The sequence below is a fragment of the Mesorhizobium sp. IMUNJ 23232 genome (assembly GCF_044326205.1).
Taxonomy (GTDB): Bacteria; Pseudomonadota; Alphaproteobacteria; order Rhizobiales; family Rhizobiaceae; genus Kumtagia.
In genome coordinates this window covers 58,116-70,076 of sequence record NZ_JBIRCY010000041.1, presented here as the reverse complement: position 1 = coordinate 70,076, position 11,961 = coordinate 58,116, and the positions used below count along the sequence as shown (strand labels likewise).

The 11,961-nt window shown below is 63.4% G+C and carries 14 protein-coding genes; 9 read left to right on the top strand and 5 right to left on the bottom strand.

Going from position 1 to position 11,961, the window contains the following annotated elements:
• Positions 1–184 (bottom strand): hypothetical protein (locus tag ACH196_RS25825; RefSeq protein ID WP_396649793.1); only part of this gene is annotated, 184 nt, incomplete at its 3' end.
• A gap of 360 nt (positions 185–544) precedes the next feature.
• On the opposite strand from ACH196_RS25825, the gene ACH196_RS25820 reads away from it, so the two are divergent.
• The 6 genes from ACH196_RS25820 (at position 545) to ACH196_RS25795 (ending at position 5,329) form a co-directional block, all read left to right on the top strand.
• Positions 545–928, top strand: a complete 384-nt coding sequence (locus tag ACH196_RS25820) for a nuclear transport factor 2 family protein (RefSeq protein WP_396649792.1) — start codon at positions 545–547, stop codon at positions 926–928.
• 84 nt (positions 929–1,012) lie between these two features.
• Complete coding sequence (locus ACH196_RS25815; RefSeq protein ID WP_396649791.1) at positions 1,013–1,405, top strand: RidA family protein; 393 nt, start codon at positions 1,013–1,015, stop codon at positions 1,403–1,405.
• A gap of 309 nt (positions 1,406–1,714) precedes the next feature.
• A complete protein-coding gene (gene pgeF, locus ACH196_RS25810) occupies positions 1,715–2,509 on the top strand; it encodes a peptidoglycan editing factor PgeF (RefSeq protein WP_396649790.1) in 795 nt (264 codons plus the stop codon).
• Complete coding sequence (locus ACH196_RS25805; RefSeq protein WP_396649789.1) at positions 2,509–3,660, top strand: M24 family metallopeptidase; 1,152 nt, start codon at positions 2,509–2,511, stop codon at positions 3,658–3,660. Before pgeF ends, ACH196_RS25805 begins: the two co-directional genes overlap by 1 nt.
• Positions 3,661–3,688: 28 nt before the next feature.
• Complete coding sequence (locus ACH196_RS25800) at positions 3,689–4,288, top strand: hypothetical protein (protein WP_396649788.1); 600 nt, start codon at positions 3,689–3,691, stop codon at positions 4,286–4,288.
• A 105-nt stretch (positions 4,289–4,393) separates the two neighbouring features.
• Complete coding sequence (locus tag ACH196_RS25795; RefSeq protein ID WP_396649787.1) at positions 4,394–5,329, top strand: ribose-phosphate pyrophosphokinase; 936 nt, start codon at positions 4,394–4,396, stop codon at positions 5,327–5,329.
• 93 nt (positions 5,330–5,422) lie between these two features.
• Here the strand turns inward: ACH196_RS25795 and chrA are convergent, their stop codons facing one another.
• From chrA to ACH196_RS25775, 4 genes are all read right to left on the bottom strand, one after another.
• The gene (gene chrA / locus ACH196_RS25790) at positions 5,423–6,775 is read right to left on the bottom strand and encodes a chromate efflux transporter (protein ID WP_396649786.1); all 1,353 of its coding nucleotides are present in this window, start codon (positions 6,773–6,775) and stop codon (positions 5,423–5,425) included.
• On the bottom strand, positions 6,776–7,588 hold the full coding sequence (locus ACH196_RS25785) for a chromate resistance protein ChrB domain-containing protein (RefSeq protein ID WP_396649785.1): 813 nt from the start codon (positions 7,586–7,588) through the stop codon (positions 6,776–6,778).
• 104 nt (positions 7,589–7,692) lie between these two features.
• Complete coding sequence (locus ACH196_RS25780) at positions 7,693–8,457, bottom strand: sulfite exporter TauE/SafE family protein (RefSeq protein ID WP_396649784.1); 765 nt, start codon at positions 8,455–8,457, stop codon at positions 7,693–7,695.
• 231 nt (positions 8,458–8,688) lie between these two features.
• The gene (locus ACH196_RS25775; protein ID WP_396649797.1) at positions 8,689–9,258 is read right to left on the bottom strand and encodes a hypothetical protein; all 570 of its coding nucleotides are present in this window, start codon (positions 9,256–9,258) and stop codon (positions 8,689–8,691) included.
• Positions 9,259–9,536: 278 nt separating this feature from the next.
• On the opposite strand from ACH196_RS25775, the gene ACH196_RS25770 reads away from it, so the two are divergent.
• From ACH196_RS25770 to ACH196_RS25760, 3 genes are all read left to right on the top strand, one after another.
• Positions 9,537–10,604, top strand: a complete 1,068-nt coding sequence (locus ACH196_RS25770) for a hypothetical protein (protein ID WP_396649783.1) — start codon at positions 9,537–9,539, stop codon at positions 10,602–10,604.
• 116 nt (positions 10,605–10,720) lie between these two features.
• Positions 10,721–11,050 carry a hypothetical protein gene (locus ACH196_RS25765; protein WP_396649782.1) on the top strand — a complete coding sequence of 110 codons (330 nt, stop codon included), beginning with the start codon at positions 10,721–10,723 and terminating at the stop codon, positions 11,048–11,050.
• A 255-nt stretch (positions 11,051–11,305) separates the two neighbouring features.
• Positions 11,306–11,938, top strand: a complete 633-nt coding sequence (locus ACH196_RS25760) for a 50S ribosomal protein L25/general stress protein Ctc (RefSeq protein ID WP_396649781.1) — start codon at positions 11,306–11,308, stop codon at positions 11,936–11,938.
• Positions 11,939–11,961: the final 23 nt, after the last annotated feature.

The following is an 11,961-nucleotide window of genomic DNA, read 5'->3' as shown; positions in this document are numbered from 1 at the left end:
CCATCTCGGCCATGCCGACGAGCATCACGAGGATGCGCTTCAGCGCCTCCCGGTTAGTCTCGATTGGTCCACTCTCGTCCAACGCCGCCCTCCTTCGAACACAGGCGGCAGGGATCATAGCATTGGTGAGCAGAAATGTAAATAATCCTAGGATAATAATCCTGGAGACGCTATGCTCATCCATCCAACGCATTGGAAAAACGCGACTTTTCGGGAAATGTCGGCCCGGTCCGATACCTTTTCGACTGGACGCAAGGGCTCGGCAGAGGGGAAGGTCATACTTGTAAAAGCAAGCGAAAAGAGAGCCTTATCGGTAAGCGTGGCAGAGTTTGGCGTAACAAGCATGCCCAAAGGCTACTGCCAGCCGCTTTCAGTAGGGCCGTCCAACTGACGTCCTTCGGCGACCTCGGTAAGCTGGGGACTGAAGGATGGGAGCTCGTCGCAGTCGTCTCTCCCGGGCACTTCGTGCTGCACTACTTCTTCAAGCGCGAGGCGCGCACGTGAGGAACCACAACGTCGAGAAAACATCGACCTAGAGGCGAGATTGAACAATCCTGCACAAAACAAGGCGAACGTCATTGCCTTCTATAAACTGATGTTCAACGACTGTCGGCCGCGTGAGGCAATCGAGCGCTACGCCGGAGACGAGTACATCCAGCACAACCCGCATGTGGCAAGCGGCAAGGACGGTTTCATCGCCTATTTCGAACGAATGGCGCGCGACTGGCCCGGAAAGCGCGTCGAGATCAGGCGCGTGGTCGCAGAGAGTGATTTGGTCGTGCTGCACTGTCTGCAGCATTGGCCGGGCGACCACGACTATGCTGCAATGGACATCTTCCGACTCGATGCTTGCGGCAAGATCGTCGAGCACTGGGACGTGCTGCAGATTCTGCCGGAAACGTCGGCAAATCCCAACGGGATGTTCTGAGACGCTCGGGCGCTGTGCAGCCTGCTGCGCAAGCAGGTGGCCCATCAACCGCTTTCGAGAGACCCCACAACAGGAGAATTCCATATGGCCCAGCGTGACGCCGTTTTCCCAGCCGGTCGGCATGACCTTTACACCTCACAGACCTATTCTGCCGCGATCAGGTCCGACAAACTTCTGTTCGTGTCCGGTCAGGTCGGCAGTCGCAGCGACGGTTCGCCCGAGCCGGACTTTGAGGCTCAGGTCCGTCTGGCGTTCGCCAATCTCGAGGCGACGCTGCGAGCGGGAGGATGCGGGCTTGACGACATTGTCGATGTGACGACCTTTCACACCGATCCCGAAAAGCAGTTCGGCACGATCATGACCGTAAAAAGCGAGGTCTTCCCAGAAGCGCCTTATCCGAATTGGACAGCAATCGGCGTCAACTGGCTTGCGGGGTTCGACTTCGAGATCAAGGTCATCGCCCGTATTCCCGGCTGAATATCACCAGCCTAGCGTTTTCAAACAGCGCGCGCCCGCGATGCCGTGCTGGAAATCCGCATGGCATATTCTTCGCCGCTCGCGCGGGCGGCGTCGTCCGCGACCAGCAAACATTGTGAGTCGGCTCCCGGAGGCTGCCGTGCAGCTAACGGCCCGCTTTGGAAGTCCTGCCCTGATCCCCTCCGCCCGATCGGTCGCCGGTTGACTCCATGACATGCCTGGCCCACTTTCCGCCCGCCGGGAGGCTGGAGGATCGCATTGCGGATTTCGCCTTGACGGTTCCTATGCTCACGGACGACAAGGCGGCGGATGACAGTTTTGGACAAGCCCGATCCGCTGCGCTCGCCGCTGCTCGACGAAGCCCGTTCGCGCGGCATCCGCCACGGCTTTTTCACGCGCAAGGGCGGTGTTTCCGAAGGAATCTATCGCGGCCTGAACATCGGCAACGGTTCCGCCGACGACGTGGATAAGGTCGCCGAGAATCGCCGCCGCGTGGCGCAATGGATGGGCGTGGCGCCGGATGCGCTGCTTTCGGCCTACCAGGTGCATTCACCTGACGTCATCGTGGCGACCGGCCCCCTGCCCTCGCCGCGGCCGCAGGCCGACGCCATCGTCACCGACCGGCCGGGCCTCGCGGTGGGCGCGACCTCGGCCGATTGCGGGCCGGTGCTGTTTGCCGACTCGCAGGCGCGCGTCATCGGCGCGGCGCATGCCGGCTGGAAAGGCGCCTTCACCGGGGTTCTGGAAAACACCGTCGACGCGATGGAGAGGCTGGGCGCGGCGCGGGAAAAAATCGTCGCGGTGCTCGGCCCGTCGATCGGTCCCAGGAATTACGAGGTCGGCCCGGAATTCGTCGAGCGTTTCGTCGAGGCCGATGCCGGCAACGATGCCTATTTCGAGCCGTCCGGCAAGCCGGGGCACGCGCTTTTCGACCTCAACCGCTATACGGTCGACCGGCTGCGCAAGGCGGGCGTGACGGCGCAAGCGCTCAACCGCTGCACCTATGCGGAGGAAGACCTGTTCTTCTCCTATCGCCGCACGACGCACCGCAAGGAAGCGGATTACGGCCGGCTGATATCGGCCATCGTATTGGAGGATATCTGATGGCCCTGCATTTCGAGCGATCCGAATTCGACGCCCGCCGCGACCGCCTGATCATCGAGATGGCGGAGAAGAAGATCGACGCGCTGCTGCTGTTCGCGCAGGAGAGCATGTACTGGCTGACCGGCTACGACACGTTCGGCTTCTGCTTCTTCCAGTGCCTCGTGCTGAAGGCCGACGGCTCGATGGTGCTGCTCACCCGCTCCGCCGATCTCAGGCAGGCGCGACATACGTCCACCATCGACAACGTCGTCGTCTGGCTCGACCGCGAGAAGGCCAACCCGGCGCTCGATTTGCGCAACCTTCTGAACGACCTCGACCTGCTCGGCCAGCGCATCGGCATCGAATACGACACGCACGGGCTGACCGCCCTCAACGGGCGGCGGGTAGACGAGCAGTTGTCCACCTTCGGCCAGATCGTCGACGCTTCCGGCATCGTGTCGCGGCTGCGCCAGTTCAAGAGCCCGGCCGAGATCGCCAAGGCCGAGCGCGCCGCAGCCCTTACCGACGAGGCGCTGGACGCGGCGCTGCCGCTGATCGTCCAGGGCGGCGACGAGGGCGCGATCCTCGCCGCCATGCAGGGCGCGATCTTTGCCGGCGGCGGCGATTATCCGGCCAACGAATTCATCATCGGCTCGGGCGCCGACGCCCTGCTCTGCCGCTACAAGGCAGGGCGGCGAAAACTCACCAAGAACGACCAGTTGACGCTCGAATGGGCCGGCGTCTTCCATCATTACCATGCGCCGATGATGCGCACGGTGCTGACCGGCAAGGCGTCGAAACGGCATCAGGAATTGTTCGAGGCGGCGCGCGACGCGCTGACGGCGGTCGAGAAGGTGATGACGCCCGGCAACACATTTGGCGACGTGTTCGACGCCCACGCCCGCGCGCTGGAGGCGCATGGCCTGACCAAGCACCGGCTGAACGCCTGCGGCTATTCGGTCGGCGCCCGCTTCACGCCGAGCTGGATGGACACGCCGATGTTCTATCAGGGCAACTCGGAGCCGATCGCACCGAACATGACGCTGTTCGCCCATATGATCATCATGGACTCAGAGACCGAGACGGCGATGACGCTGGGTCGCACCTACCTGACCACCGAAACGCAGCCCAAGCCGCTCTCCCGCCATGATCTCGACTTGATCGTGAAGTGAATCGGCAGCCGGCGAAAGGGTCCGCGCATTGAACGAAAGGCTTGAGGGCAAAAGGCCAAGACTGGCGACCGCAGCAATCCTGCTCGCGGTGACCGTCATGTCGGCCTGCTCGAGCACCCAGGACGTGCTGGAGCCGTCGGCAATCACGCCCCCCACTGCGTCGACCACGCCCGATCCGTCGGCGCCGCCGTCGCCCACCGTGGCCGGCCAGCCGGCGCTGATGCCGTCCACCACGGCGGCGACGCAGACCGCCGCCCTCTCAAAAGCCCGCGTCCAGATCGCGCCGATCGTCGGAACCTCGGTCGAGGCGGCGACATCGCTGTCCGAGCGGCTGGCGACGGCGGCCCGCCAGCGCGGCATCCGCATGGTCGGCAGCGCCGACCCGGCCGCGACCCTGCAGTTGAAGGGTTATTTCACGCCGCTGGTGGAAGGCAAGCAGACCACGGTCATCTATGTCTGGGACGTCTACGACCCGACCGGCAACCGGGTGCACCGCATTTCCGGCCAGCAGAAGTCGGCTTCGGCCGGCGGCGAGGGCTGGGCCTCGGTGCCGGCTTCGTCTATGCAGGCCATCGGCGACGCGACGATCGACCAGCTTGCCGCCTGGATCGGCGGACGCAGCGGGTGAAGCGGCACACGACGAAACTCAAAAGAAGGGCTAAACGCGCCTTCCGCTTGCAATAGCGCGGCGGGCGGTTAAAAGCCCGCTGACCAATCCCTTCGGAAACGGCACATGAAACTTTTTGCGGGCAACTCCAACAGGACCCTTGCAGAGGGCGTAGCCCGCTACCTGAACATCCCGATCGGCAAGGCGACCGTGCGGCGCTTCGCCGACCAGGAGATTTTTGTCGAAATCCAGGAGAACGTCCGTGGCGAGGACGTCTTCATCCTGCAGTCGACTTCTTTCCCGACAAACGATCATCTGATGGAACTGCTCATCATGATCGACGCCTTCATGCGTTCTTCCGCACGGCGCATCACGGCGGTCATCCCCTATTTCGGCTACGCGCGGCAGGACCGCCGTGCCTCGGGCCGCACGCCGATCTCGGCAAAGCTGGTCGCCAACATGATCGCGCGGGCCGGCGCCGACCGCGTCCTGACGCTCGACCTGCATGCCGGCCAGATCCAGGGTTTCTTCGACATCCCCACCGACAACCTGTTCTCGGTGCCGGTCATGGCCCGCGACGTGAAGACCAAATACAAGCAGCTCGCCAACGTCATGGTGGTGTCGCCGGACGTCGGCGGCGTGGTGCGCGCCCGCGCGCTGGCCAAGCGTGTCGACGCGCAGCTCGCCATCGTCGACAAGCGCCGCGAACGGCCGGGCGAGTCGGAAGTCATGAACGTCATCGGCGACGTGAAGGGCAAGGACTGCCTCTTGTTCGACGACATCGTCGATTCCGGCGGCACGCTGTGCAACGCCGCCGACGCGCTGCTCGAAAAAGGCGCGAGCAGCGTGACGGCCTACATCACCCACGGCGTGCTCTCCGGTGGCGCGGTGGCGCGCATCACCGGCTCGAAACTGCAGGAACTGGTGATCACCGATTCGATCCAGCCGACGCAGGCCGTCAACGACGCCCACAACATCCGCGTCGTCTCCATCGCCGACCTGATCGGCGAGGCGATCTCGCGCACCGCGACGGAAGAATCCGTCTCCAGCCTGTTCGATTGAGATTTTGGTGGCTCCCGCGAAAGGCTTTTGGCTGATCGCGGGTCCAGATGGTGTCGGTAAAGCCCGATATGCGTTTCGCAAGCCGGTGGTCTGTCAGACCAGGCTGCGAACCATCCCCGCCACCGCCGCCACCGCCAGCACAAGAATCATGTTCGCCTTGAACCGCAACAGCGCTATCGCCGCGGCAAGCGCGATCAGTCCGGCCAGCCAGTCGAAGCTGGAAAAATCGAGAACCGGCAGGCTGACCGGCCCTGCCGCGATCTCATCCACCCTGCCGAACAGCACGTGCAGGGAAAACCAGACGGCAAGGTTGGCGATGATGCCGACCACCGCCGCCGTCACCGCGGCGAGCGCCGCCGCAAGCCAGCGCACGCGCCGCACCGTCTCGACATAGGGCGCGCCGACAAAGATCCACAGGAAGCACGGGACGAAGGTGAACCACAGCGTCACCGCCGCGCCCGCCAGCCCGCCGGCAAGCGGATCGAGGCCGGAGAGCCGCGCGCCACCGAGGAAACCGACAAACACCAGCACCAGGATCAGCGGCCCCGGCGTGGTCTCCGCAAGACCCAGCCCGGTCAGCATCTCGTCCGGTTTCAGCCAGCCATGCACCTCCACCGCCTGCTGCGCGACATAGGCCAGCACCGCATAGGCGCCACCGAAGGTGACCATCGCCATCTTCGAGAAGAAGCCGGCTTCGGCGGCGAACACATGCCCGCCAACCAGCGCGGCATAGAGGGCGGCCAACGGCACCAGCCAGATCGCCGCCCACACCGCGAGTGTCGAAGCGAAACGCCGCCAACTCGGCCGTGCCCACTCCGGCATGTCGTCGGCGGCTATCGTCTCCGATGCCGTGGCCGGCGTACCTTTCGCCCACAGATGCTTTGCCGCACCGACGGCCGCCGCGCCAAGAATGATCAGCGGGAACGGCAGTTTCAGGAACGCGATGGCGACGAAGGCGGCTACGGCGATGAAGACTGCCGGCAGGTCGAGCAACGCGCGCCGCGACACTTTCACCAGCGCCTCCAGCACCACGGCCAGCACCGCCGCCTTCAGCCCGAACAGGAACCCCTGTACAAGCGGCACATCGCCGACCAGCAGATAGATCGCCGACAGCGCGGTTATCACCACCGCGCCCGGCAGTACGAACAGCAGCCCGGCGATCAGCCCACCGCGCACGCCGTGCAGCAGCCAGCCGGAATAGGTGGCAAGCTGCATCGCCTCCGGGCCGGGCAGCAGCATGCAGTAGTTCAACGCATGCAGGAAACGCGGCTCGTCCAGCCAGCGTTTTTCGTCCACCAGGATGCGATGCATCAGCGCGATCTGCCCGGCCGGACCGCCGAAGGACAGCAGGCCGATCTTGCCGAAGACCCGCGTGGCCTCGCCGAGGCTCGGGCGCGGCGACCCGGCCACGAGGGTTGTTTCCGGTCCGTCCGACATCTGGTCCATCTACGCTACCCTCGCCGGCCAGTTGTGCGTCTCGCCAGTCGCGTGACGGCACCAGCCGTAGAGCGCGTCATAGAGGACCATACCCTTTTCCAGTTGTGCAAGGTCGTCTTGCTCCGTGGCCGACAGGCCGAGCGAAATCGCGAGCAGCCCGGCCGCCTGCGGCTCCAGATCCAGCCGAGCGGTGTCGGCGCCGCGGACGATCCTTGCAAGATGCAGGAGTGCCGGATCGGAAAGGCCGAACTCGGCGATCAGCGTGTCGAAGGTGCAGTCTTCGCCGCGATGCGAATAGTGCACGTCCTTGACGTCGAACGGTATCCAGCCGGTTTCGCTGGCGATGTCGACGACCCATTCGGCGGCGACGAAGTGGAACACCGCGAACGGATCGATGAACCGGCGGATCAGCCAGGGACAGGCGATGCGGTCGATCTTCGGCCGTTCTCTCGTTACCCAGACGCTCGGGCTGGGCAAGCCAGGCTCGACGCCGGGCGCCTCGCGCCCGACCGTCGGGCCTTTGGCAGCAACCCAGGCATCGATCCCGCCTTCAAGCACAGCCGCGTCGATACCGGCGGCGACCAGTCTGGCCACCGCTATCTCGCTGACATTGTGACCATGAGCGCAATAGACCACGATGGGTTGTCGATCCGGTGACGGCGGCAGAGACTCGCCGGCCTTCATATGATCGCGCCAGATGGCGCCGGCGATACGGATCGGGGACGCGGCCAGGGCTGCCGGCCGCCGCACGTCGATGAACAGAGGCGACCGGCTGGTGCCGACGAGCGGAATGAGTTCTAAGGGCGAGAGATGTCGAGGCATGGATTTCCTCCGCATAGCCTGCGAAGGCGGAGCTTGGGCAAAAGCCTCACGGGGAGTCCACCATGCCCCCGATCAGGGAAGCATAGCCCTTGTCGCGCCCTTGTTCAACGCAAAATTCCATCGAGAACCGGCAGGCTGACGACCGCCGCCGCGCCGATCAGCCCGTAGCACATCCGCCGGAACGTCGCCTCGCTCGCCAGCCCGAACATATGCGACCCGCCGAAAAGCCCGAGCCCATAGGCGGGCGCGGAAAGCAGGCCGAGCAGGAAGACGTCGCGCACGAACAGCCCTCCGGCAACGTAGGAGAAGATCGAGAACAGGCTGGAGATCGCGAAATACAGGACAATGTTGGCGCGCACCGTCCAGCGTTCGATCGCCCCGCCCAGCCAGTAAGCGACGACCGGCGGACCGCCGGCCTGGGAAGCACCCGAGCAGAAGCCGGCGATGAGCCCGACGATCACGGTCACCGGGGGCTTCGGCCGGCCATGATAGCGCCAGCCCGAAGCGAGCAGGGCGAGCATGATGACGACCAGTCCGACGATAGACCAGCGGATGGTCAGGGGATCGGCGTTGGCGAGGAAATAGGCGCCCGCCGGCACACCGAAGAACGCGCCGGCCGCCATGGTGGCGACGTCGCGTCTGTCGCAAAGCCGCCAAGCATTGGGCAGCATACCGACAGTCATGACGACGTCGATGACCAGCAGCAGCGGCACGGCGATTCTTGGGCCAACCGCGGCACTGGCAAGCGGGATGAAGATCAATGCAGCGCCGAAGCCCGAGAAGCCGCGCGCCAGCCCGGCGATCAGCGCGGCGGCGAGCAGGAACAGAAGTTCGCCTCCGGAATGGCCGGCAATCGTCATGTCCAACATAGGCAGCTTCGAGGACGGAGGGACCTGCCGCTACTCTATGGACTCGCTCGCTCTCCCGACAGGGCAAGCACCGACCAAGCACTCGGCCAGAGCGGACAGCCTCTGAGGCCCCGCCGCGTTTGGGTTGTGCGGGCTTGCATTGCTTTCAAAGACCCGCCAGCCATCGACTGGCGCAGAACCTGCCCGGAGGCGATTGCGAAGCTGCGCTGGCGAACCTCGGACCGTTCAGATTCACATCGGCGGCACGACGCCATTGTTGCCGACAACCACCCGGTTGGCCGTCAGTCCGCCGTCCGCGCCGCGTTCGGCAAAGGCGAATACGGCGACACCCGGCTTCAGATCGGCTTGGGTCGCCGGTGCGAAGGTGACGATCGGCACGTTAGCGGGGATCGAAATTTTTCGTTGCTGGCCGCTATAGGAAAGCGTCACGGTGCGGCCGTCGACTTCCGAAACCGCCTCTTCCACCGTGCCGTTGGTCATGCTGCTGTTGGGCTGCAGATCCCATGGGCGGCTGCCCTCGCCGGCGCCCTTCATCGCGGCCGGAAAGATCACCACTTCCAGCGCGCCGGTGCTCCCGTCCGCCTTCGGCAGCGAGGCTATTCCGAGAAAATCGCCCGTCTTGATGTCGCCGATCGAGGCACCCTTGACGCCAGTAATCTTCCAGCCATCCGCCAGCCTGATCGCCGCCGTCTCGCCCTCGCGCGTCTTTACGGTGAGCGCCGATCCGTCGATGCTGGCGACAGTGCCGCGGACGCGGACATTGTCCGCCGCCAAGCCCGCCGAGACACCTGCCATGACCATGCCAGCGACAAGGCCAAGCCAGATCGACAATCTTTTCGTGAGCATTCGGCAATCTCCGCCTGGAGGAAGGCGAGGCAAGCTTCGCACGGATTGCGCTCGAGCCCGCGTCAAATGAACTTGATCGGCATTTGACAAACGAAGCGACCGGATGCTGTCTTCCGGCAGTGTCCAGTTTGGATGTCCAGTCCCGACCTCAAAGTGGACATCGATCGAACTGATCGCTCCCGGCAGAAGGTCGGAAATTCTGGAATATAGGCGTCAGTTGTTGATGCCGCAGTTTGCGATTCGCCCGCAACAATTGTCGAACAAAGTTAGGGCTGCTACGTTCGCACGGTTTCCGGGAGGAACGTCGCATGCTTGTCAGCAACCAAATCGTTGGCGAAATTGCCAAACTTTCGATTGACCGCGCCGGTGACGAAATCGTCGCCAGGCTCATATACCAGTTGCCTTATAAGGAAGACGAAAACGGCAATCCGACTTGGGTTAGCGAACTGGCGTTTTGGAGTGGCGACGCCTCCATTAACAACGGGTTCGAGGACCCAATCTTGGATCAGACACTTAACTTCCCCTATGATGCTGGCATGACGGCAAGACTATCGTACGTCGTCATTGACAATATTGGTTCGGAGTTTGCCTGGACCTGCGATGTCACTGCCTTCGACACCGCTGCAAATTTTGTCGGTTCCAATTGGCTGGATATCGTCTTCGGGTCCGCCGAAGCGGATACATTCCGTTCGGTCGGTTCGAGGGACATGATCGAGGGCGGCGCGGGAAACGACCTATACCGCATCTACAGCGCCGACACGAAGGTGTTCGAATCGGCGAGCGGCGGGACGGATCGCATCGCATCCGGGGTATCCTACACGCTGGCGGCGGGAGTTGCCGTCGAGCAGTTGACGACGAACGGGTCGACCGGAGCGTCCAATATCCGTCTCACCGGCAATGAGTTCGCACAGTCGATATTCGGCAATGCCGGAGCAAATATCCTTGACGGCAAAAGCGGCAACGACACGCTGACAGGCCTCAGCGGGAAGGACTCGTTCGTTTTCTCCACCGCGCTTGGTGCTACGAATGTCGACAAGATCACCGACTTCGACGTCGCCGATGACACGATCCGGCTGGAGAACGCAATCTTCACCGCATTGACCTCGACCGGCGTACTGCCTGCGGACTTGTTCAAGGACAATATTCTGGCGCCGCGCGATGCCGACGACCGCATCATCTACAACTCGAACACCGGTTCGCTGTTCTATGACGCAGACGGGCTCGGCGGCATGGCGGCAGTCAAGGTCGCGTCGCTGGCTCCTGGACTGGCGCTCACCGCCGCCGACTTTGTGGTGATCTAGTCGCCCGCTCGGCGGCTCCTGACGACTGTGTTTCTCGATCGCGTTGTGTCCACGCCCTACCCAATTACGGCCATTGCTGGGTTCCGGTTGTCTTGGCTGAAAGGTTTGGCTGACCAATGAAGCAGTGGAAAGGCATCCGTCGGAAGATTAGGGCCATCGTCGCAGATAGCGATGAGCCGATAGAACCCTCGACCATCGAAAACGCTCTCGAACTCCTGGCGCTCGTTGAGGCGCGGTGTTCTCCACCGTTGAAAGTGGCGAGGGGCTATCGGCCGACAATCAGCTTCTCGTGGGATGGTTTTGAGTTTGAGGTCTTCCCCAGTACAATCGAGTTCTACAAATTCATGGACGGCAGCACCGATATTCATCAGCATCTGCGCTCGCCGGGCGAACCTTTCCCGCCAAGTTTGATAACCGATTTGGAAAGCCTGCCAACCTTTAAGTAAGTCCGCTTTCCGTCCTCGCCGAAATTCAACCGGAAACCCGATCTCCCCCCGACCTTGCGCCTTCCCGCCCTCTCCGCTATAGGACCGCCACCCGCGTAGACACCCTTGGAGGCAACGCGGGCGATCGCCGCCATCTTCGCATGGTCCAGCTCCGGCTTCCGGATCGGACCCTTTGCGCCGAAGGCGGCTTTCGACGTTTCCGGCACAGCCTGACAAGGACGCCGGAGGCGCTCCAGCAACGCGAAAGGAAAAGCCATGAGCGATACATATGAGCTCAAGGCCGACGCGCGCGAACAGGTCGGTAAGGGGTCCGCCCGTGCAGTTCGTCGTGAAGGCAAAGTGCCTGCAGTAATCTATGGAGACAAGCAGCCTCCCCTGGCGATCGCTCTCTCCTACAAGGAGGTCTATTACAAGATCCACGGCGGCGGGTTTTTGACCACGGTCGCCACGATCGATGTCGGCGGCCAGAAGATCCAGGTCCTGCCCAAGGACTACCAGCTGGATCCGGTCAAGGACACGCCGATGCATGTCGACTTCCTGCGGATCGGCAAGGACACCGAGGTCAACGTCGAGGTGCCCGTGCACTTCGTAAACGAGGACAAGTCGCCCGGCATCAAGCGCGGTGGCGTGCTGAACATCGTGCGCCACGAGGTCGAGTTCCACTGCCCGGCCAACGCTATCCCCGAATTCATCACCGTCGATCTGACTGGTGCCGATATCGGCGATTCCATCCACATCTCCTCGGTGAAGCTGCCGGCCGGCGTACGCCCGGTCATCCATGAGCGCGACTTCACGCTCGCCACCATCGCCGGCTCCGCCGCGATGCGGCCCGAGACGGATGCTCCGGCGGAAGGCGTGGCGGCTCCGGCCGCGGCCGCCACGGAGTAAACCTCGCCGCCCGGGAACGACGC